Annotated in this window: 20 protein-coding genes; 12 read left to right on the forward strand and 8 right to left on the reverse strand. The window is 45.2% G+C overall.

Annotated elements, in window-relative coordinates; genetic code table 11:
- Positions 1 to 62 precede the first annotated feature (62 nt).
- From ACYQ05_RS01340 to ACYQ05_RS01350, 3 genes are all read left to right on the forward strand, one after another.
- Positions 63 to 782, forward strand: coding sequence for a TIGR01621 family pseudouridine synthase (locus ACYQ05_RS01340; protein WP_459817655.1), 720 nt, complete (start codon positions 63 to 65; stop codon positions 780 to 782).
- Positions 766 to 1215, forward strand: a complete 450-nt coding sequence (locus ACYQ05_RS01345; RefSeq protein ID WP_459817656.1) for a YcgN family cysteine cluster protein — start codon at positions 766 to 768, stop codon at positions 1213 to 1215. Before ACYQ05_RS01340 ends, ACYQ05_RS01345 begins: the two co-directional genes overlap by 17 nt.
- A 70-nt stretch (positions 1216 to 1285) precedes the next feature.
- Positions 1286 to 3193, forward strand: a complete 1908-nt coding sequence (locus tag ACYQ05_RS01350) for a SurA N-terminal domain-containing protein (protein ID WP_459817657.1) — start codon at positions 1286 to 1288, stop codon at positions 3191 to 3193.
- Between the two features lie 55 nt (positions 3194 to 3248).
- On the opposite strand, the gene ACYQ05_RS01355 is transcribed toward ACYQ05_RS01350, so the two are convergent.
- The 4 genes from ACYQ05_RS01355 to ACYQ05_RS01370 are packed head-to-tail and all read right to left on the reverse strand — an operon-like array spanning position 3249 to position 5961.
- Entirely contained in the window at positions 3249 to 3518 is a 270-nt protein-coding gene (locus ACYQ05_RS01355) for a cupin domain-containing protein (RefSeq protein WP_459817658.1), read from the reverse strand.
- Positions 3519 to 3536: 18 nt separating this feature from the next.
- Positions 3537 to 4208, reverse strand: coding sequence for a high frequency lysogenization protein HflD (gene hflD / locus ACYQ05_RS01360; RefSeq protein ID WP_459817659.1), 672 nt, complete (start codon positions 4206 to 4208; stop codon positions 3537 to 3539).
- Complete coding sequence (mnmA, locus tag ACYQ05_RS01365; RefSeq protein WP_459817660.1) at positions 4205 to 5371, reverse strand: tRNA 2-thiouridine(34) synthase MnmA; 1167 nt, start codon at positions 5369 to 5371, stop codon at positions 4205 to 4207. Before mnmA ends, hflD begins: the two co-directional genes overlap by 4 nt.
- A 47-nt stretch (positions 5372 to 5418) precedes the next feature.
- The gene (locus tag ACYQ05_RS01370) at positions 5419 to 5961 is read right to left on the reverse strand and encodes an rRNA large subunit pseudouridine synthase E (protein ID WP_459817661.1); all 543 of its coding nucleotides are present in this window, start codon (positions 5959 to 5961) and stop codon (positions 5419 to 5421) included.
- Positions 5962 to 6039: 78 nt separating this feature from the next.
- On the opposite strand from ACYQ05_RS01370, the gene ACYQ05_RS01375 reads away from it, so the two are divergent.
- The 5 genes from ACYQ05_RS01375 (at position 6040) to ACYQ05_RS01395 (ending at position 13027) form a co-directional block, all read left to right on the forward strand.
- On the forward strand, positions 6040 to 8250 hold the full coding sequence (locus tag ACYQ05_RS01375; protein ID WP_459817662.1) for an NADP-dependent isocitrate dehydrogenase: 2211 nt from the start codon (positions 6040 to 6042) through the stop codon (positions 8248 to 8250).
- Between the two features lie 9 nt (positions 8251 to 8259).
- Positions 8260 to 8583 (forward strand): ATP-dependent Clp protease adapter ClpS, encoded by a 324-nt coding sequence (gene clpS, locus ACYQ05_RS01380; RefSeq protein WP_459817663.1) that lies wholly within the window; start codon positions 8260 to 8262, stop codon positions 8581 to 8583.
- Positions 8583 to 10826 carry an ATP-dependent Clp protease ATP-binding subunit ClpA gene (gene clpA, locus ACYQ05_RS01385; RefSeq protein ID WP_459817664.1) on the forward strand — a complete coding sequence of 748 codons (2244 nt, stop codon included), beginning with the start codon at positions 8583 to 8585 and terminating at the stop codon, positions 10824 to 10826. Before clpS ends, clpA begins: the two co-directional genes overlap by 1 nt.
- Before the next feature lie 152 nt (positions 10827 to 10978).
- Positions 10979 to 11518, forward strand: a complete 540-nt coding sequence (locus tag ACYQ05_RS01390; protein WP_459817665.1) for a PAS domain-containing protein — start codon at positions 10979 to 10981, stop codon at positions 11516 to 11518.
- A gap of 3 nt (positions 11519 to 11521) precedes the next feature.
- Entirely contained in the window at positions 11522 to 13027 is a 1506-nt protein-coding gene (locus ACYQ05_RS01395) for a methyl-accepting chemotaxis protein (RefSeq protein WP_459817666.1), read from the forward strand.
- 237 nt (positions 13028 to 13264) lie between these two features.
- On the opposite strand, the gene trpS is transcribed toward ACYQ05_RS01395, so the two are convergent.
- The gene (gene trpS, locus ACYQ05_RS01400) at positions 13265 to 14269 is read right to left on the reverse strand and encodes a tryptophan--tRNA ligase (RefSeq protein ID WP_459817667.1); all 1005 of its coding nucleotides are present in this window, start codon (positions 14267 to 14269) and stop codon (positions 13265 to 13267) included.
- Positions 14270 to 14317: 48 nt separating this feature from the next.
- Positions 14318 to 14785: a methyltransferase family protein gene (locus ACYQ05_RS01405; RefSeq protein ID WP_459817668.1), complete on the reverse strand. Its 468-nt coding sequence runs from the start codon at positions 14783 to 14785 to the stop codon at positions 14318 to 14320.
- 67 nt (positions 14786 to 14852) lie between these two features.
- Here ACYQ05_RS01405 and pcnB point away from each other — a divergent pair, with 67 nt between their 5' ends.
- Genes pcnB through panC form a run of 4 tightly spaced genes read left to right on the forward strand, consistent with a single transcriptional unit; the run spans position 14853 to position 18547 of the window.
- A complete protein-coding gene (pcnB, locus tag ACYQ05_RS01410; protein ID WP_459817669.1) occupies positions 14853 to 16352 on the forward strand; it encodes a polynucleotide adenylyltransferase PcnB in 1500 nt (499 codons plus the stop codon).
- Positions 16349 to 16879 carry a 2-amino-4-hydroxy-6-hydroxymethyldihydropteridine diphosphokinase gene (gene folK, locus ACYQ05_RS01415; RefSeq protein WP_459817670.1) on the forward strand — a complete coding sequence of 177 codons (531 nt, stop codon included), beginning with the start codon at positions 16349 to 16351 and terminating at the stop codon, positions 16877 to 16879. Before pcnB ends, folK begins: the two co-directional genes overlap by 4 nt.
- Positions 16880 to 16889: 10 nt before the next feature.
- On the forward strand, positions 16890 to 17675 hold the full coding sequence (gene panB, locus ACYQ05_RS01420) for a 3-methyl-2-oxobutanoate hydroxymethyltransferase (protein WP_459817671.1): 786 nt from the start codon (positions 16890 to 16892) through the stop codon (positions 17673 to 17675).
- Between the two features lie 5 nt (positions 17676 to 17680).
- On the forward strand, positions 17681 to 18547 hold the full coding sequence (panC, locus tag ACYQ05_RS01425) for a pantoate--beta-alanine ligase (protein WP_459817672.1): 867 nt from the start codon (positions 17681 to 17683) through the stop codon (positions 18545 to 18547).
- Here the strand turns inward: panC and panD are convergent.
- Entirely contained in the window at positions 18544 to 18933 is a 390-nt protein-coding gene (panD, locus tag ACYQ05_RS01430; RefSeq protein ID WP_459817673.1) for an aspartate 1-decarboxylase, read from the reverse strand. The genes panC and panD overlap by 4 nt on opposite strands.
- Before the next feature lie 262 nt (positions 18934 to 19195).
- The gene (ppc, locus tag ACYQ05_RS01435) at positions 19196 to 21985 is read right to left on the reverse strand and encodes a phosphoenolpyruvate carboxylase (protein WP_459819021.1); all 2790 of its coding nucleotides are present in this window, start codon (positions 21983 to 21985) and stop codon (positions 19196 to 19198) included.
- Positions 21986 to 22176: the final 191 nt, after the last annotated feature.

A 22176-nucleotide genomic window follows, 5' to 3' on the forward strand; every position in this document is an offset into this window, starting at 1 on the left:
GCCTAGATATGGAAAATTTTTTCTCATTTTTAGCTCGCATCCCACTCATGCAAAGGTCTCTAATGAATAGGCAGCGCTTTAAGATTAAATTGAATCATCCTGATTTTTATGTGATAGAAAAACCGGCAGGGTTGAACTTTCACTCGGAAAATGGGGAAATGGGTTTTGTGGTGCAATGTCAGCAGCAGTTAAAAGAGCTGATGGACGAGGGCACTGAGCTTTATCCGGTGCATCGGTTGGATAAAATGACTTCAGGACTGGTGATTTTGGCAAAAAACCGCGTGGCAGCACAAAAATTTCAGCGTCTTTTTGCGCAAAAACAGATAGAAAAGGTATATCTAGCGCTCAGTGCGCAGAAGCCGAAAAAGAAACAGGGATGGATTAAAGGGGATATGGTGCCCGCGCGACGCGGCAGTTGGAAGTTAACCCGCACGCAACATCATCCTGCCATCACCTACTTTGAATCTCAAGGCTTGGCCAATGAAAAAGTGCCAGGCTTTGCCTCATTGCGTCTGTTTTATCTCTATCCTAAAACTGGGAAAACGCATCAAATCAGAGTGGCGTTAAAAAGTATCGGCGCCCCCATTTTAGGGGATGAGCGTTATGCGGATAAGGTGAGTGCCAGCAAACAGGATAGAGGCTATTTGCACGCTTTTGGTTTAAAATTTGAGTGGGCGGGGGAAATGATCTCTCTGTACGCTAATCCCCAAGAAGGCGTGCTATTTCAATCAGCGCCTATTCAACAATTAATCAGAGAAAAGATGCATGACAAAAGAGAATGAAAATGCGCCCTTTTGGGAAACTAAAACACTTGATGAGATGACGCAAGAAGAGTGGGAGTCGCTGTGCGATGGGTGCGGTCTGTGTTGTTTGAATAAATTGCAAGATGAGGAAAGCGGAGAGATTGTCTATACACGAGTGGTTTGCCCTTATTCTGATTTAGCCACTGGACAGTGTTCAGATTATGCCAATCGATCTAAAAATGTCCCCACCTGTGTCCCTTTAACTCGAGAGCGGGTGGCTGAATTTGATTGGCTGCCTGACAGTTGTAGTTATCGTTTAATTTATCGAGGGCAGCCGCTGCCTGATTGGCACCCTTTGGTGACCGGCGACCCAGAGAGTACGAGAAAAAGTGGCCATGGCATCACCGCGATTCCCGTCGTCGTCGATCAACCCGGATTGGATTATGAAGATTATCTAATGGAAAAGCCTTAAGCGATTAGCGTTGGGCTATGTTAAAATTGCTTGCATTTTTAGAAACATTTTTAGAAATTAAGGGAAAGCGATGTTACAAACAATTAGAGATCATGCTCAAGGGTGGATTGCCTGGATTATTGTGGGGCTGATTATTTTGACTTTCGCGCTGTTTGGCATTGAGCAGTATGCTCAGGGTCAGAAAACGGTTGTGGTGGCGACGGTCAATGGCGAAAAGATCACGGCCAAACAATTTTTAACGCTTTATCAGCGCCAAAAAATGCGTTTGCAGCAGCAATTTGGTGAAATGTATGATCAAGTGGTCAAAGATGAAGAGCTGCGTAAACAGGTACTTGAAGCCTTAATTCAATCCGAAGCGATTAAACAATATGCCAAAGCGCATCACCTTGTGATCAGTGATCAACAATTAGCAGCCATGATTCATGCCGCGCCCGTTTTTCATCAGGATGGCAAGTTTGATCAAAAATTGTACGAAGATATCTTGCTAAGAAATGGGCTTTCTGTGGCGCAGTTTGAAACTGAGCAACGTCAAAATTTAATTGAGCAACAGTTTAAGCAGCTCTCCTTAGCTTCTACCTTTGCAACCCCTTCAGAAGTGGCGCAAATTGTCGCCTTAGAAAGCCAAGAAAGAAAAGTGGCCTATTTAGGCGTACCCAAATATGTGTTTATGCCGAAGGTCAAAGTCTCAGAGGCGGAATTGCAAAAATATTATCAAGCGCACCAAGCCGATTTTGTTGAACCGGAAAAGATCAAAATTGATTATGTCTTACTTTCTAAGCAGGCATTGGCAAAAAAACTGCAGCCGACTGAAGCTGAGTTAAAAGCCTATTACGAAGAGAATAAAGACAACTTTATTGAGCCTGAAAAGCGTCGCGCGAGCCATATTTTGATTCGCTTTAAAGCCGATACCCCTGAAGCTAAAGCAGAAGCGAAAAAGCAAATTGAAGAAGTGTTAGCCAAATTGAAAGCGGGTGGAGATTTTGCGGAGCTGGCGAAAAAATATTCTCAAGATCCGGGTTCCGCTCAAGCAGGCGGCGATCTAGGCTTCTTTAATCAGGGGGTGATGGTCAAACCTTTCGATGATGCGGTCTTTTCTATGAAAGAAGGCGAGGTGCGTGGTCCGATTGAAACCCAGTTTGGATATCACATTATTAAACTGACAAAAATTCAGCCTAAAAAAGTGTTGCCTTATGAAGCCGTCAAAGAGCAAGTGAAAGCTGAGTGGCTAAAGCAGCAAGCGGATAAACAATACTATGCGCTTGTGGATAAATTGACTTCCATCGCTTATGAGCAACCCGACAGCTTGGAACCGGCTGCAGAGGCCATCGGTATGAAGGTGCAGACTTCAGAACCCTTTAGTCGTCAAGGCGGAAAAGATTCGATCACTTCCAACCCCAAAGTGATTCAGGCTGCTTTTTCGGATGAGGTGTTGAAGTCGCATGAAAACAGTTCAGTGATTGAGTTATCGCCTAATGAGTCAATTGTGATTCGCATCAACCAAGTCATCCCTGAAAAACAGCTGACTTTTGATGAAGTCAAAACGCGTATTCAAAAGCAGTTGGTTTCACAAAAAGCGCAGGCCGCAGCAAAAGCGAAGGCAGAAGCGCTGTTAAAACAAGTGATGGCCGGCACGGCACCTGAAAAATTAGCGGGTGAAGGGATTATTTGGAAAGATCTAGGTTGGGTGAATCGTGGCAGTCGTCAGGTTTCTCCAGAGCTACTTCAAGCCATTTTTAAGGCGAAAAAGCCAACAAAAGATCAGCCGAGTTGGCAAGTGATAGAATTGCCAAATGGGGATGCTGTCGTGCTTGAGGTGATGGCTGTGCGTGTGGGTAAAGCCCCATCTGCGGAACAAAAACAGCAATTGCAGAAAGCTTTAGCAGATGTTTATGGCAATGCTGAATTGACCGGCCGTTTGGCGGCTTTATTGAGGCAAGCGGAAATTGAGCGCAAACAGAATTACTTAACGCTCAAATAAAGTGATGCCTTTATTGAATCAAAAGGCCGCTTTTTAGCGGCCTTTTTTATGATGTTTAAAAGAATTGATAATGTTTGCGTACGGCTTGATGAATTTCCCAAGTACAGTTAAGGCCTTGTTCAAAGGTGACTAAGTCTCCAGCTTTAAATGTCACCGGTTCGCCATTTTCAGGGGTGACCGTCACTTCTCCCTCTAAGATGTAACAAATTTCTTGTATATCATAAGTCCAAGGAAAGGTGGATGCCTCTTTTTCCCAGATGGGCCAATCAAAAACTTCCATTTCAATCAGTTTGCTTTCAGCAGGTTGGGTTTCGACAGTAATCATTTTGGGGCTCCTCGTTGGTTAATGATCTGGATTGAAAAAATCTCGCTTTTTATCCAATTCGGGTAAATAAAGGGCTTGCGCTGCAGCTAAGTATTTCTTACGCCCAAAAATTAAGCCTAGTCGAGTCCCCCCGACTTGTCGCCATAGCACTGCTGCACGGATACCGGCTAATAAGCAAGCGCGTATTTTATTGGCAACTTGGGTGTTTTGGAGATGTCCGTGTTGACCTTTAACCATAATCCGAGGCGAAAGGGTGCTGACATTTTCCGTGTATGCTCGCGCCAGCGTGGCAATCGCATTGGGGTGATCTTCACCAAAGTGCAGGCGTTGCTGTTTTGCATTGTGAATCATCCGGCTGATCTGATCGAATGCGCCTTCTGTTTTGGCCAGCTTTCTTTCTAAAATAATCAGATGCAGCACATAGGTGGTCACTTCAAGGCGACGAGGTTTTAAGGCTTCTGGCGATTGCATTTGCGACAGGAGGGTTTGCACGCCCAACTGGATATTTTCCAACCGACCACCAAAAACCGCTAAGGTGTTGTCAGGATTTTCAATGAATAGAGACTCTATACTGACAGAAAAATAAGGCTCCGGCGCTTGCCCCGTTGTTGCCAACAGATGCACCAGCTCAGCCGCTTGATAGAGGCCACTGAGGGCAATGGTTCGATCTCGGTCTGTGTAATGACTCATTCAGTCTCCATGCTTGCTGCTAAAGCTTCTTTTTCAGTATGAAAGCGTTGTTGAATAATACCGCCTCCTAAGCACTTTTGTCCATCATAAAATACCACAGATTGTCCAGGCGTGATGGCAGTTTGTGGCTGGTCAAAGGCGACGATGATCTGTTCGGGGGTGGCGGCGATGATTTGACAAGGTTGTTCAGGTTGTCGATAGCGTGTTTTTGCTTTCAGCGGAGTCTGAAGGGGTGGCATTTCTCCACTCACCCAGTCTAAAGTGCGAGCGATTAAATAGCGGTGATTTAATAATGGATGATCAGAGCCTTGCACCGCAATTAAGCGATTGTTTGTTAAATCTTTATCCGCAGCATACCAAGGCGCATTGCTGCGACCTTGACCTCCGCCTATGCCTAATCCTTTGCGTTGCCCGAGGGTGTGATACATGAGTCCATCATGGCGTCCAATCACTTGACCGGTTTCATCCACAATTTCGCCGGGTTGAGCAGGCAGGTAGCGTTGTAGAAACTCTTTGAACTTGCGTTCGCCGATAAAGCAGATGCCGGTGCTGTCTTTTTTCTTCGCCACCACTAACCCGAGTTTTTCCGCAATTTCTCGCACTTTGGGTTTTTCTAAATGGCCGATAGGAAACAGGGATTTGCACAGTTGGTGTTGTTGTAGGGTGTAAAGAAAATAGGTTTGATCCTTATTGTTGTCCACACCTTTTAACAAGGTGCATTTTCCACTTGCATCTAAACCAATTTGGGCATAGTGACCGGTGGCGATAAAATCGGCGCCTAAATCCAAAGCATGATTGAGAAAGGCTTTAAATTTCACTTCCTTATTGCAGAGAATATCGGGATTGGGGGTGCGGCCGGCTTGGTATTCTTGCAAAAAATAGGCAAATACATGTTCCCAGTATTGTTGAGAAAAGTTTTCCACATGTAGAGGAATCTCTAACTGTTCACAGACGGCGAGCACATCTTTTAAGTCTTCCGCTGCGGGGCAGTAGTCCTCAGTATCGTCCCCTTCCCAGTTTTTCATAAATAACCCTTCCACTTGGAACCCTTGTTGCTTGAGAACCCAAGCGGTAACAGAAGAGTCAACGCCGCCAGAGAGGCCGACAATCACTTTGGTCTCTTCAGGGGCTTTGGTCAAATGAGGGGGAAGGGGAAAATCCATAGATGAACGCTCAATTTAATTGTCAGGACTGGGTATTTTAGCAAAAGTCAAAGCGAAAGGCTTTCCCATTCGCCTGGCTGCAGATTGCCCAATTTGTATTCGCCAATTTGAACGCGAATCAAGCGCAGGGTCGGGAAACCAACCGCAGCGGTCATGCGACGCACTTGGCGATTGCGGCCTTCGGTTAGAGTGACTTGAATCCAGGAGGTGGGAATGCTTTTGCGCTCGCGAATGGGCGGGTTACGTGGCCAGAGCCAGCAGGGTTCGTTGATTTTTCGACATTTCGTCGGTTGTGTCATCCCATCTTTAAGGGGCACGCCTTTTTGCAATTGCTGAATGGCATTTGAACTGATTTCGCCCTCCACTTGCACCAGATAGGTTTTCGGCCATTTGTGTTTGGGGTCGCTGATCCGATGCTGAAGTTTGCCATCATCGGTTAGAAGCAATAAGCCTTCACTGTCTCGATCCAGTCGCCCGGCGGGATAGACATTGGGGACATCAATATAGTCTTTGAGGGTTTCTCGACCCTGTTCATCTGTAAACTGACAGAGGACGTTATAAGGTTTGTTAAAACGAATGAGTTGACTCATGCTGATCCAAAAGTGTGTGGGGTATTCATCTGCTATAATGTTGCTAATTTTAGCGTATTTAATTTTGAGGAACTGAAAATGTCAAAAATTGTCTATACCTATACCGATGAAGCCCCTATGTTGGCGACGCATTCTCTTTTACCTGTGATTAAAAAGTTTGTGGCCGCAGGCGGAATCGAGATGGCGCTCAAGGATATCTCTTTAGCCGCGCGGATTTTGGCCAATTTTCCGGATTACTTGACAGAAGAACAGCGCGTCGAGGATGCGTTGGCTCAGCTTGGGGAAATGGTGAAACAACCCGAAGCCAACATTATTAAGTTACCCAATATCAGTGCGTCAGTGCCTCAGCTGCAAGCAGCGATTTCAGAGCTGCAATCTCAAGGCTATGCGGTGCCCGATTATCCCGCCAATCCGCAAACAGAAGATGAGAAAGCGATTCAAGCGCGTTATGCGAAAGTGTTGGGTTCTGCTGTCAACCCGGTATTACGAGAAGGGAACTCTGACCGCCGTGTGGCGCCACCGGTGAAAGCTTATGCAAAAGCGCATCCCCATAAAATGGGGGCTTGGTCAATGAGCTCTAAAACCCATGTGGCCTCAATGAAGCAGGGGGATTTTTATGGCACTGAAAAATCGGTCACCGTGCCAGATGAGACAGAATATCAAATTATTTTGCAAACCGCTGAAGGTGAGCAGGTGCTTAAAGATTACGCCCCTTTGCAAGCTGGAGAAGTGATTGATGCGGCGGTGATGTCGAAAAAAGCCCTCACCGAGTTTTATCAAAAAGAGTTGGAGGATGCTAAATCTGAGGAGGTGTTATTCTCTCTTCACCTTAAAGCGACCATGATGAAAGTGTCCGATCCGATTATTTTTGGCCATGCCGTCAAAACCTATTTTCAGCCTCTGTTTGAGAAATTTGGGGATCTGTTTACTGAGTTGGGCATTAATCCGAACAATGGGTTCAGTGATGTAGAAGCCAAAATCGCCGGCTTGCCAGAAGAGACACAAGCAGAAATTCGTGCAGAAATTGAAGCTTGTTATGCGCACAATCCAGATTTGGCAATGGTGGATTCCGATAAAGGCATTACCAATTTGCATTTTCCAAACAGCGTGATTGTCGATGCGTCCATGCCAGCAATGATTCGTGATTCGGGCAAAATGTGGAATAAGGCCGGTCAACGCCAAGATACGAAAGCAATGATTCCCGACCGCTCATATGCGGGTGTCTATCAAGCCACAATTGATTTTTGTAAAGCCAATGGAGCTTTTGATCCCTCTACTATGGGCAGTGTTTCCAATGTCGGTTTAATGGCGCAAAAAGCGGAAGAGTATGGTTCGCATGACAAAACGTTTGAAATGCCTGCAGAAGGGACCGTTAAAGTGGTGGATAAAGCGGGACAAACGCTGTTATCACAAGCGGTTGAAGCAGGGGATATTTTCCGTATGTGTCAAACCAAAGATGCGCCGATTCGCAATTGGGTTGAGTTGGCGGTAGAGCGTGCGCGGGCAACGGGTCAGCCAGCAGTATTTTGGTTAGATCCTGATCGCGCACACGATCAGCAGTTGAAACTGAAAGTGGAAGAAACCTTAGAACAGCTGGATACAGAGGGCTTAGAGATTTTAATCTTATCGCCAGTCGATGCCACCAATCATGCATTGCAACGCGCGAAAGAGGGCAAAGATACCATTTCTGTGACGGGTAATGTCTTGCGTGATTATCTCACCGATTTGTTTCCCATTTTAGAGTTAGGGACCAGTGCGAAAATGTTGTCGATTGTGCCTTTAATGAATGGCGGCGGACTGTTTGAAACCGGTGCGGGCGGTTCTGCACCCAAACATGTCGAGCAGCTACTAACAGAAAACCACTTGCGCTGGGACTCTTTGGGCGAGTTTTTAGCCTTGGCGGTGTCATTGGAACATGAAGCAAAAGTGCATAAGAATGCAAAAGCGCAACTGTTGGCCGATACGTTGACAGAGGCGACGACGCAATTATTAAATAATGAAAAATCGCCTTCGCGTAAAACGGGCGAACTGGATAATCGCGGCAGTCATTTCTACTTAGCGCTTTATTGGGCGCAAGCTTTGGCCAAGCAAACAGAGGATGCTGAATTAGCGGCTCAGTTTAAGCCTATGGCTGAACAGCTAGCAGAAAATGAAACGCAGATTGTTGAAGAACTGAATCGCGTTCAAGGACAAGCTGTCGATCTGGGAGGCTATTATCATCCAGATGCGAGCAAAGTCGATGCGGTGATGCGTCCCAGTGAGACCTTTAATCAGATCATCAATGCTTAAGAGGTTTGCATGGCACAATGGCAAGAGATTGGGGGCGACGATGGCAACTTATTGTTGGAAAAAGAGCGCGCCAAAGTTAAGCCCCCAAAACGCTATCAAGTGGTTCTGCTCAATGATGACTTTACCCCAATGGATTTTGTAATTGAGGTACTGATGCGTTTTTTTAGAATGAGTGAAGAACAAGCCACCACTGTGATGTGGGCCGTACACAATCAAGGAAAAGGGGTTTGTGGCGTCTACAGTCGAGAAGTCGCTGAAATGAAAGTGTTGCAAGTGAATCGCTATGCGCGTGAACATCAGCACCCTCTAATGTGTCAAATGGAGGTCGCCTAATGTTAAGCAAAGAACTGCAAATGACCTTGAGTAATGCCTTTAGTTTAGCGCATGAGTATGAACATGAATTTGTGACCACTGAACACTTGTTGCTAGAGTTATTGGCGCTACCTTCAGTACGAGAAGTGATTCAAGCTTGCGGGGGAGAGCCGAGTTTAATTGAAAGTCAATTAGAAAACTATTTAGAAACCGAGCAGGTGTCTCCACCAGACGGAGAGCTGCAACCGACGCTGAGTTTTCAGCGAGTAATCGAACGCGCCCTCTATATGGTGCAATCGAATGGGTATGCTGAAGTGGAAGGGGTGCATGTGTTGGCTTCGCTGTTTGCGGAGCAGGATTCACATGCGGTTTATATTTTAGAGAAAAACGGCGTTGAGCGCATTGATGTGCTCAGTTATCTCTCTCATGGCGTGACCGCAGATGACAGTGGCGCTTTTGATGAGACGATACAAACAGCGGAACAAGAAGGGGAGGATGCGCAAGAAGAAACGCCATTAGCCAAATATACCCTGAATCTTAATCAAATGGTCGAAGAAGGTAAAATCGATCCGATTATTGGTCGCACTTGGGAGTTAAATCGGACATTGGAGATTTTATCGCGTCGACGGAAAAATAATCCGCTGTTGGTGGGTGAGCCGGGGGTCGGAAAAACCGCCGTGGCAGAAGGTTTGGCCTATAAAATCGTGCACCAACAAGTGCCAGAAGCCTTACAAGAAGCGGTCGTCTATAGTTTAGATATGGGCGCTTTATTGGCAGGTACGCGTTATCGTGGAGATTTTGAAAAACGCTTTAAAGCGCTGCTGCAGGCTTTAGAGCAAGCGCCTAAAGCCATTCTTTTTATTGATGAAATTCATACCATTATTGGGGCTGGTTCCGTGCAAGGGGGGGCGATGGATGCCTCAAACTTAATGAAACCCGCCCTGGCCAATGGTCAGTTACGCTGTATTGGGGCGACCACTTATGAAGAGTATCGCGGCATCTTTGAAAAAGATCGTGCTTTGGCGCGTCGTTTCCAAAAGGTGGAAGTTAAGGAACCCTCAGTGCATGAAACTTTTGAGATCTTAAAAGGTCTGAAATCACAGTTTGAGCAACACCATCAGATTAAATATACCTTGCCGGCTTTAAAAATGGCGGCGGAACTGGCAGACCGCTATATCAATGATCGCCAACTGCCGGATAAGGCGATTGATGTAATTGATGAAGCGGGCGCTAAAGAGGCGCTAAAAACACCTAGCAAAAAACGTAAGCAAATCGGCGTGGCTGAGATTCAGCAGATTGTCGCCAATATTGCCCGCATTCCCGTTTCGCAAATTACACAAAAAGAGCGGGATAAGTTGCAAAATTTGGAAGAGAGCCTCAAGCGTGTGGTCTTTGGCCAAGATGAAGCGGTGCATCAAGTCGTTGCCGCGATCAAATTGGCGCGCTCAGGGTTAAATGAGCCCAATAAGCCGATTGGCAGTTTTCTGTTTGCTGGACCAACAGGTGTGGGGAAAACGGAATTAACCCAGCAGTTGGCAAAGCATTTAGGCATTGAGCTGATTCGCTTTGATATGTCGGAATATATGGAACGACATACGGTTTCGCGTTTGATCGGGGCGCCTCCTGGCTATGTTGGCTTTGATCAAGGCGGACTCTTGACCGAAGCGGTGATCAAAAATCCTCATGCAATCGTGTTATTGGATGAAATTGAGAAGGCGCATCCAGATGTGTTTAATATCCTGTTGCAGGTCATGGATAATGGCAGCTTGACCGATAATAATGGCCGCAAAGCCGATTTTCGTAATGTGATGTTGATTATGACCTCCAATGTGGGGTCAGAGCAGATGAACCGAACCAGTATTGGCTTTACGGAGCAAGATCACTCCACGGACTTTGTGGCTGAGTTGAAAAAAGTCTTTACCCCGGAATTCCGCAATCGATTGGATGCGGTGATTCAATTTGCGCCGCTAAAAGAAGAAGTGATGATGAAGGTGGTGGATAAATTTATCTATGGTTTAGAGCAACAGCTGCTTGAGAAAAAGGTGACGCTTCGAGTGAGCGATCAGGCAAAACAGTGGCTGGCGCAAAAAGGCTATGATCCAAAGATGGGCGCGCGCCCAATGAAACGTCTGATCCAAGAAAAGGTGAAACAACCTTTAGCAGAGACGCTATTGTTTGGTGATTTAAAAAATGGTGGTGAGATCTTATTGGATATCGAGCAAGATCAAGTGGTTTTCCGTCAGGAATCACTAGTTTCACCTTAATGTAATAAATGAGAACAGAATGAGATAGATCCTTAAAAAACCGCAATAATTTGCGGTTTTTTTATAGCTACTAACTATATAGGTGGTACATTAATTGCTTAAAATTTCCTATATTTCTAGATTAAATGAAGTGATCACAGGGAGTTAAAATCATGTCGAGCATGTCGAGTGGCCAGGAGGTCACTTTTAGTGAAAATGAGTTTATTGTGTCTAAGACCGATTTACAAGGTACAATCACTCATGTAAATCGTACCTTTATGAAGGTTTCTGATTTTTCAACCTTGGATTTATTAGGGAAACCGCATAACATGATTCGTCATCCCGATATGCCGCGCGGGGCTTTTCGGCATTTATGGGACACCCTGAAGTCGGGTCATGAATGGTTTGGTTTTGTTAAAAATAGAACGAAAAATGGCGGTTTTTATTGGGTATTGGCCAATGTGACGATTGATCAAAAAGATGGAAAGCCTATCGGTTATTATTCAGTACGCCGTGCCGCGCCAAGAGGCGCATTACAGGTGATTGAGCCTATTTATGCCAAAATGCGGGAGATTGAAAAGGGGAAATCCCCTGCTGAAGGTGCCACTGCCTCAGTCGCTTATTTAGAGCAACTGGTCAAAGAGAAAAATAAATCTTATCGAGATTTTATCTTGGAAATCTATATCCAAAATAATCCACAGGAGGAGGCATAAGTCATGCAACCACACCATATTAGTAGTCACGTCCCCTTTTTAAAAACCCAAGTAAAGATCATGATGGCGACTTTTATAGCACTCTTTTGGATTACCGGTCTGATCAGTTTTTATCTAAATGGGATCAATTACGCCACCTTAGCGGGTATGATTTTAGTGGTTCCTATGGTGATTTATTTTGCGAGACTTTGTTATAAGCCTTTAGAAGTCTTCGATAAATTGCACTACTCCATTCATGAAGCGATTCAAGGCAACACCAGTTTTCGGGTGACCTCAACCCAGGGGTTAGGCGAAGTGGGGAAAATTATTTGGGATTTAAATGATTTGCTAGATATTATTGAGAGCTATTTTAAAGATGTCTCAACATGCTTTGAAAATGCATCCAATGGAGATTTTAATCGGAAAGCTTTGTTGACGGGGATGCCTGGAGAATTTAAACGTTCATTGAAAAGTATTAATGCGGCACTTCGTACTATGCAGAGTGCGCATGAATTTTCAATTAAAAATCGTCTAATGAGTGAGTTGCACACCTTAAATTCAGCGTCTTTATTGAGTAATCTGCAAAAAAATCAGAGTGATTTAGTGACGGTTTCAGGCGGGTTAAATGAAGTGTTGGACTTTGCCGATCATAATAAGGATCAAGCACTTAACAGTTTAAATACTGTGGGAACGATGGTCAAGGTGCTAACGCAGATGAATAGTCAGATGGGTGAGTTGGCGAAACGGGCGTCAGAATTGGATAAGGCCAGTGAATCGATTGATCAAACGCTTTCGGTCATTTCAGAAATTGCGGATCAAACCAACCTATTGGCACTGAATGCTTCGATTGAAGCGGCACGCGCGGGTGAGCATGGCCGTGGATTTGCTGTGGTGGCAGATGAGGTAAGAAAATTAGCAGAGCGCACATCGGACAGTACCTCTGAAATTAATAAAGTGGTGGCGGAGTTGAGAAATAGCATTTCGGCAATGTCTCATGAAAGTGAAGTCGTCGGTCATCAAGCTGATGAAATTAGTGGCAAGATTCAAGGATTTAGTGAGCAGTTTAAAGAGGTGGCAGAGAGCTCAGAAAAGATGCTACAAATTTTACAAAAAAATAGTGATCAGTTATTTGCCTCTTTAGTGAAATTAGATCATCTCCTCTATATGCAGAAAGGTTATGTGGCTGTAGAGAAAGAAGGAAAAGGAGAGGAAGCTGAAGCGGTGAAGGTGGATGAGCATAGCTGCCGTTTAGGGAAATGGTATGAGCAGGGTCAAGGAAAAGAGGCGTTCTCACATCTGCCGGCTTATAGAGAGATAGCGCCTTGGCATGCTCAAGTTCATCAAGAGGTGCACAAGGCGATTGAACTAACACAGCAAGATTGGATGTATAATGAGGAAGTTTTACAAAGTATTCTTCAAGCAATGCAAAAAGCAGAAGAGGGGAGTCACCATGTGATTGAACTGATTTCCAAGTTGCTGGAACAAAAATATGCGACGCAAAATCAGAATTCTGGAAAGCCGTTGCATTAAGCGGGCGACGGATCAATCGCTATGAATCAAAACTAGCGTCCCCAACCGGAGTTGTTTCGGTTGGGGATTTTAGAGACCTTTGTATGAGTGGGATGCGAGCTAAAAATGAGAAAAAATTTTCCATATCTAGGCGGGAAACGCAGGCAATAGCCAGCTATTGCCAAGTTTTCCAACGACGATTTGGGAAATTTTAGCCATTTTTAGCCGTAGAACCATCTCGTGCAGAGGTCTCTCTTATTAAGGTAAAACAAAACCGATGGTTTCATGCACCTTACGCAGTGTTTGCTCGGCTTGTGCACGTGCTTTTTCCGCACCTTGGTGTAGAATCTGTTTCAGTTTAGCTTCATCTTGCCGGATTTCGGCATAGCGCTGTTGCATCGGTTCAAGATAATCGGCGACCAATTCTCCCAATTCCACTTTCAGGTGACCATACATTTTGCCTGCAAAGTGTTTTTCCACTTCAGGAATGCTTAAGCCGCTGATGACCGAATATAGGGTGATTAAGTTTGAGACGCCGGGTTTGTTTTCTACATCATAAATAATGTCACTGCCGGAGTCGGTGGTCGCTTTTTTGAATTTTTTGATAATGGTTTTGCGATCATCCAGTAGGCCGATAAAGTTATTTTTATTGCTGTCTGATTTAGACATTTTGCTGGTTGGGTCTTGTAAACTCATAATCCGTCCGCCGGATGTAGCAGGGGGAATATAGGGCTCAGGCACTTTAAACAGTTCAAAGCCATATTTATTGTTATAGCGATTGGCCAAATCTCGCGTCAGCTCTAAATGCTGCTTTTGATCAGCGCCCACCGGTACCATTTCTGTTTGATAAAGCAGGATATCGGCCGCCATTAAGACTGGGTAATCGAATAGGCCAACATTAATATTCTGTGCATGTTTTTGTGATTTATCTTTAAATTGCGTCATTCGACTGAGTTCCCCCATATAGGTGCCGCAATTGAGCACCCATTGCAGTTCTGCATGTTGGGGGACATGAGATTGGATAAAGACGGTGCTTTTTTCAGGGTCAATGCCTGCCGCCAAATAGAGGGCGACAAAATCCAAGCTACGGCGGGCAAGTTCTGCTGGGTCTTGCTCGACGGTAATGGCGTGCATATTGACTAAAGAGAAGAGGCACTCATAGTCATCTTGCATGGTGACCCAATTTTTAATGGAACCAATATAGTTGCCAATCATTAGATCGCCAGAAGGTTGAATGCCGCTAAAAAGAATCGGTTTGCTCATGGGAAGTCTCATTTCGTTTAAGTTGGCGCCTATTTTCGCATTTTACGCTTAGAAAATAAATGGCACGATTTTGGCTGTGCGCTGTTGATAGTCTCGATAACAGGGGATTTTGTCGACCAATAGCCGTTCTTCATAGTGTAATTTAAGCAGCATATTGACTGTTAACAACAGCATTAAGAGCCAGACAATAGAGGTGAGCGGTTGTGTGTAAACCATAGGCCAAAAAAAGAGTAAGATGGAGGTGTACATCGGGTGCCGAATCCAGCGATAAGGTCCATGATCCACTAGCTGACACGCTTCGTGCGGATCAGGGATCACATTAAAGCCAACCTTTCTCATAGTCCATACCCCCCAGAGCCCTAAGCCAATAGCGGCTACCATAAAGAGGAGCGTTGCGAGCGTTAAACGTTGCCAATCCATAAATAGCATCAAAAGTGTAGCCAATAAAAACTGGAAAAAGACCAAACTACGAGACAGAAGAGGCGAACGAATAGCGGTTTTGCGGTTTATTTTCATCAGTGTAGCTGTTCTTTAGAGAAAAAGCGGTTAAAATATCCCTCTATTTTAACAACCTAATGTATCTATGCAGCGAATAATTCGAAAGGTCACGTCTCTTTTTTCCAAACGAACCGGCCAGAATGAAAATTTAGAGCTGGCAGAATCCGGTTCAGAATCCCAACACCATACCCCTATGATTATTCCCAGACGGGAACACGGCATTTCCCGCAAAGAGATCGATAAGAGTGCTTTAGATGTCTTATATGGTTTGAAGCGCGGAGGCTATGAAGCGTATCTGGTCGGTGGCGCCATTCGCGATTTACTCCTTGGTATCTCTCCTAAAGATTTTGATGTGGTGACCGATGCGAGACCGGAAGAGGTTAAAAAAATCTTCAAAGCGCGCTGTCGTTTAATTGGACGCCGCTTTCGATTGGCGCATGTTCGCTTTGGACGGGAGATTATCGAGGTCGCCACTTTCAGAGGCCAAGCTGAAGCCAATACGAAGCAGGATGAAAAGTTAAAACTGCCCTTTGCGCGCCGCAAAAAAAACCGTTCCATTGAGGGACGAGAGGTAGATGAGCATGGGCGCCTGATTCGGGATAATGTCTATGGCACTATTGATGAAGACGTTTGGCGTCGAGATTTTACCATTAATGCCCTTTACTACAATATTCGGAATTTCTCGATTGTCGATTATGTCGGCGGTGTGGCAGATATTCAAGCGCGGTTGATCTGTTTGATTGGAGAGCCTGAGCAGCGTTATCGAGAAGATCCGGTGCGCATGATTCGCGCCATCCGTTTTTCAGCGAAATTAGATTTTGAAATTGAGGAAGAGACCAAGGCACCGATTGCAAAATTGGCCCCTTTGCTGCAAGAAGTGTCACATGCTCGCATGTTTGAAGAGGTGTTGAAACTTTTTCATAGTGGGGTGGCGGTGAAGATTTATCATCAGCTACAAACCTATGGTCTGTTTCCCTATCTTTTCCCTTTAACGGCGGCGTTGATCGAAGCGGAAAAATCGGGTGAAGCAAACGAGGCGGTGACGGAAAAAATTGTATTGGAAGCGTTAAAAAGCACCGATGTGCGTATTAAAGAAGGGAAACCGGTAAATCCCGCCTTTTTGTTTACCGCCATGCTTTATCAGCCAATGTTGATGCGGCAAGCCCTTCTGCAGGAGGAGGGCGTCACTCCGCAAGATGCTTTTTATGCGGCGGCGAATGAGGTGCTAGAGAAACAGAATATTGCCACAGCGATTCCTAAGCGTTTCCAAGGACAGATTAAAGAGATTTGGAACTTACAACATCGTTTGCATAATCGTCGGGGGGAACGCGCCCATCGGTTGCGTGAGCATCCGCGTTTTCGTGCAGCTTATGACTTTTTGGGGATTCGTGTCGCTGCGGGGGATGAATCGGTTAAGGCGCTTTTTGATTGGTGGACCCATTATCAAACTTTAGAACCGTTGGATCAGGTCGCTTTTGCCAATGAAGTGACGAATACCAAGTCGCGTAAACGGCGCAAGCCAAGAAAAAACCGCAACTTCTATCGTCGTAAGGCCCAACAATCAGCGCAGAACAGCGAATCGTGACGCTTGAGTTAACGCACAAAACCGCCTATATCGGCTTGGGCAGTAATTTAGAGGAGCCGGTCAAAAAACTGCAACAGAGCTTAGCATTATTGGATTCTGAGACAACGCAGTTAAGAGCAGTGTCTACTTTTTATGTGTCAAAACCACAAGGTCCGCAAGATCAGCCGGACTATGTGAATGCGGTGGCGAAAATTGAAACACAACGTTCACCTGAAGCATTGCTACTCTATTTGCAGGAAATAGAGCAGCAGCTGGGTAAGGTCAAAAAGCGCCATTGGGGAGAGCGTTGCATTGATTTAGATCTTTTACTGTACGGGGATGAAACGCCAGCCGGGTTTAAAGAACAGTCGCTGAATTTACCTCATCTTCAACTGCCCCATCCGATGATGACTCAGCGAGATTTTGTCCTCTTACCTTTGCAAGAACTGGCGCCGACGATAGAATTGAGTGATTCTTCAGGTAAACGGCAACCCATTACCGGATGGCTTGAACAGCTCACAGAACGCTTTGTCGAATTTTCGGAATAAGGAAGTAGGGATGATCTCACTGTCACAACTGCAAAAGATGAAACAAAAGGGCGAAAAGATTGCCTGTTTAACTGCCTATGATGCCACCCTAGCGCACTGGGTTGCCGAAGCGGGATGTGAAGTGATTTTAGTCGGTGACTCCTTAGGGATGGTGGTGCAGGGGCATTGCACCACGCTACCGGTGACTGTCGACGAGATGGTTTATCACACGCAGATGGTGCAAAGAGGCAATAGTCATGCTTGGTGTATCGCCGATCTCCCTTTTATGTCAGATGCAGATTTACCCACACTGCTGCAAAGTGCCAGCCGTTTGTTGAAAGAGGGCGGCGCAAATATGGTCAAACTTGAAGGCGCGGAGCGTGTGCTGCCAATGATTGTGGCACTATCTGATCTAGGGGTGCCTGTTTGTGGTCATTTGGGACTTCTGCCGCAATCGGTATTAAAAAATGGTTATAGAGTCACTGGACGAGATGAAGCGTCTGCACAAATTTTATTGGAGCAAGCGTTGGCGGTTGAAGCTGCAGGCGCAGAGATGTTGGTGTTGGAGTGCGTGCCATCGGCTTTAGCCGCTAAAATTACAGAAGCGCTCAGCATTCCCGTTATTGGCATTGGTTCTGGTGCGCAAACCGATGGACAAGTCTTAGTCTTGACAGATATGTTGGGGTTGACGGTGGGCAAAGCGCCCAAATTCAGTAAAAATTTCCTTGCTGAAGCTAATTCTATTCAAGACGCGCTGCAAGCCTATGTTTCTGCTGTGAAAGATGTCAAATTTCCCAGTCCTGAATACGAGGTTTAGGCGTTATGCTACACTTTTCGGAGATTTTACCGTTGCAGCAGCAGGTTTTGGCCTGGAAAAAACAGGGGGCTAAGGTCGGATTTGTACCGACCATGGGGAATTTGCATGAGGGGCATCTCAGTTTAGTGGAAAGGGCAAAACAGCAGGCCGATAAAATAGTGGCCAGTGTGTTTGTGAATCCTTTGCAGTTCGGACCTAATGAAGATTTTGACCAATATCCGCGAACGCTCGATGCGGATGCGGAAAAGCTGCAGCAAATCGGTTGTGATGCACTGTTTGCCCCGAGTGTGCAAGAGATGTATCCCGAAGGTGATTTGCAAACGCGTGTTTGTGCCGCACCGAGCTTGGCCAATCGATTAGAGGGGGCGCTACGCCCAGGGCATTTTGATGGCGTGACCACTGTGGTGGCCAAGCTGTTTCATATTGTGCAGCCAGATTTAGCCGTGTTTGGACAGAAAGATTTCCAACAGTATTTAGTGATTGAGAAGATGGTGTCCGATTTAAGTTTTCCCATCCAATTGATCAGGGCGCCGATTGCAAGAGCAGCAGATGGCTTGGCCTTAAGTTCGCGTAATCAATATTTAACACCGGAGCAGAGAGCCATCGCGCCGAAGCTGTATCAAACTTTGCAAGCCTTAAGCGCGCGTTTAAAGGGATTGAAATCTTTTGACGAAGACATGATCGAAAAGCAGCTGCAAGCTGCACAGCAAGCTTTATTAACAGCCGGTTTTGATCAGGTTGATTATCTTCAGCTATTAGATGCAAAAACCTTAGAACCCTGTGAATCGCTTACTCAAGGCGCCGTTTTGCTCGCGGTAGCGCGTCTTGGAAAGACGCGGTTGTTAGATAATATTTTGATTAATATTGATTAGCTGACTTCTTTCAGTTGCGTAGCAATGGTGTTGCGTGTATGCGTAATTTGGTTTTGTGCATTAAAGTAGAGCAGCGTCGGCTTGAAGTTTTCCGCCTCTTTTTCATCCATACTGGCATAGGTAGCGATAATCAGTAGATCACCAGGATTCGCTTTATGTGCTGCTGCGCCATTAACAGAAATAATGCCGCTGTGATCTTCGGCACGAATCGCATAGGTGGTGAAACGTTCACCATTATTGATATTATAAATGTGAATCTGTTCGTACTCACGAATGCCAGCCGTGTCCAGCAGGTGTCCATCGATTGCACAAGAACCTTCATAGTCGAGTTCTGAATGCGTTGTCGTGACACGATGTAATTTTGATTTGAGAAGAGTGATTTGCATAAGCAGCTTTTCCTGGTACTAAAAGAGACCTTTGCACGAGATGGTTCTACGGCTAAAAATGGCTAAAATTTCCCCTATCGTCGTTGGAAAATTTGGCAATAGCTGGCTATTCCCTGCATTTTCCGCCTAGATATGGAAAATTTTTTCTCATTTTTAGCTCGCATCCCACTCATGCAAAGGTCTCTGTAAATCAATAGGGCACTTATTATACGCTTTTTTTATGACTGCCACAAATCGGGCAGTCATAGGTTAACTCGCGCTTTTAGCCTGTATTACGCATCCCAGCCGCAATTGCATTAATGCTATTGAGAAGGGGCGGTAACCATTTTTCGCGCTCTTCTTCAGGCAGATCGCTATTTTTGTAGCGCTTGAGTAAGACAATCTGGATATTGTTTAAAGGCTCCAAATATGGATTGCGTCGAGAAAGCGATAGGGCTAAAGTCGGTGTATCTTGCATCAGATACTCATTACCGCTTATTTCTAAGCTGCCATCCACCGTGCGATGGTATTCAGTCGCAATCATATTGTAAATCTTTTCGGCGACCTCTTTATTTTTGGCCAATTGGGCATAGCTATGGCCAATTTTTAGGTCGGTTTTATAGAGAGCCATCTGTATGTTGCTGATTAAGGCGCGGAAGAAGGGCCAGTTTTGGTACATCTCTTTTAAGGCTTCATCACTGTGCGCTTCAATCCATTTTTGCAGTGCATAACCTGTCCCGTACCAAGCGGGGAAGGTGAGACGTGCTTGTGCCCAGCCAAACACCCAAGGGATGGCACGAATTGAGGATTTTGAGAGGTTGCCCACTTTGCGATGAGAAGGACGAGAACCAATATTGAGCAAACCAATCTCGGTCACAGGGGTTGCTTGATAGAAGAAATCAAAGAATCCAGGTGTGTGGTCGGTCAAGCGACGGTATTCATATTCACCATCTTTGGCCAACACTTTCATGGTTTCTAGGTATTCTTCTTTGTCCTTAGGCACCTCTTTAATTAAGCATAGGCTGGCTTTCATTAAACCGGTCACGCCCAAAGAGAGTTCGTAAGCAGCTGTTTCAGCATTGCTATATTTATAAGAGAGCACCTCACCTTGTTCGGTAAATTTAATGGAACCGCGTACAGTGCCGGTGGGTTGAGAAAGAATGGCAAAGTGGGTAGGACCGCCCCCACGACCGACGGTTCCACCACGACCATGGAAGAGGCGCACTTCAATGCCATAATCATCGGCCAGTTTCATAATGTTTTCTTGTGCTTGATAGAGGCTCCAAGCTGAAGAGAGGTTACCCCCATCCTTAGCAGAGTCAGAATAACCCAGCATAATTTCTTGTAAGTTGCCCGCAGATTTTAATAGGGCATGATAGGTTGGGTTATCAAATAGCGCAGTGGTAACAGGAACAATATGTTCTAAATCTTCAATGGTTTCAAATAGGGGAGAGACACTGATGTCGCAGTAGGGTTCTCCAGCATTGTAGCCTGCCAAACCGGTTTGATGCGCTAAGAAGAGCACTTCTAAAATATGGCTCGCCTGGTGTGTCATCGAGATGACATAGTTATTGAAGGCTTTAGGGCTAATCTCTTTGCGCATTTCGCGAATGACATTAAATACTTCCAGCACTTCTCGTGTCATTTTATCCAGTGCGAGATGCTGAGTATCGATAATGGTGGCGCTGGAGATGTGTTGTGAGAGTAATTCTAAGCGCTCTTGTTCATTCAGTGCATGGTAATCAATATTAATATGGCGTAATAAATCCGCTACAGCATCGGTGTGTACAGTGGATTCTTGACGAATGTCTAAGCGCATGAGATAAAAACCAAAAGTTTCCACCAGCTTGAGTAAGTCTTTGAGATCTGCATCGGCCACATTTTTATCCCCATGGCCGCAGAGTGAATCGTAGATTAGCTGTAAGTCAGCTTTAAGTTCATCTTCAGATTGATAAGCAAAACGGCTTTTTTCAATGGGGTTGTCATAGAGCTGAGCTTCTATGTAGTTAATGTTTTGCTGTAAACGGCCATGGATGAGATATAAAAAACGACGGTAGGGTTCATCTTTAAATCGCTCAGAGCGTTTATGGAACACTTTTTCCAGTAGGTCTGCATCGACAATGGTGACCTTATTGATCAACTCTTGTTTGATGTCACATAAATGACGTGAGTGGGTGAGAATGCTGGAGAGTTCAAAAATACGCTTTTGATATTCATAAAGCACTGCGCGAGATTGAAGATAGAGCGCATGAACCGTGGTGTCATGGGTGACAAATGGGTTGCCATCTCGGTCGCCGCCAATCCAGGAGCCAAAAGTAAAGAAGTTTGGCGTTTCAATCTCAGCTTCAGGGTAATGGCGCGCTAAAGCGCGTTCCATATAGCGATAGACGGTGGGCACTGCTTTGAATAGGGATTGACGGAAATAGTAGATCCCATTGCGGATCTCGTCTTCGACCGTCGGTTTTTGGCGACGGACTTCATCCGTTTTCCATAGCACTTGAATTTGATAGCGCAGTTTCTTCAGAATAACCTCTTGAGAATAAGGGTTATTATAGGCTTCTGCTTCATTCAGTTCATCCAGCGTCAAGAAAATACGACGCAAGTTTTCCATTACTGCACGGCGCTTGGATTCTGTCGGGTGTGCGGTGAAAACGGGGATATAGTTGAGTTTTTGTAATAGGGTTTCAACCTGTTCAGCAGAAAGCCCTTCTTTTTTGAATTCTTTAATGGTATCTAGCACAGAGCCGGTCCACAGAGGGCCATCTGATCGGAGTTGACTTTGACGTTCGTGATGTTGATGCTCTTCTTCGGCCAGGTTGACTAAGCTGAAATAGAGATTAAAAGCACGGATAATCAGGGTCAGTTCATCAGCGTTAAGGGACTCAATATATTGAAGGAGTTCTTGTCGGAGTTGTGGGTCTTCTTCTTTACGCAGTTTGATATAACCTTTTCTCAACTTCTCCACGCCATCGTAAATCTCTTTTCCTGCTTGAGATTCTATGACTTCTCCAAGAATATTGCCTAATAATTTCACTCGACTACGAAGCTTCTTATCTCTTTTTTCCATCGACATCATTGGGTCTCTATAAAAATAAATGAGGTGTATTATAGCAGAGACCTTTGCATGAGTGGGATGCGAGCTAAAAATGAGGAAAAATTTTCCATATCTAGACGGGAAATGCAGTCAATAGCCAGCTATTGCCAAGTTTTCCAATGACGATTAGGGGAATTTTAGCCATTTTGAGCCGTAGAACCATCTCATGC

The sequence above is a fragment of the Galenea microaerophila genome (genome assembly GCF_054657255.1).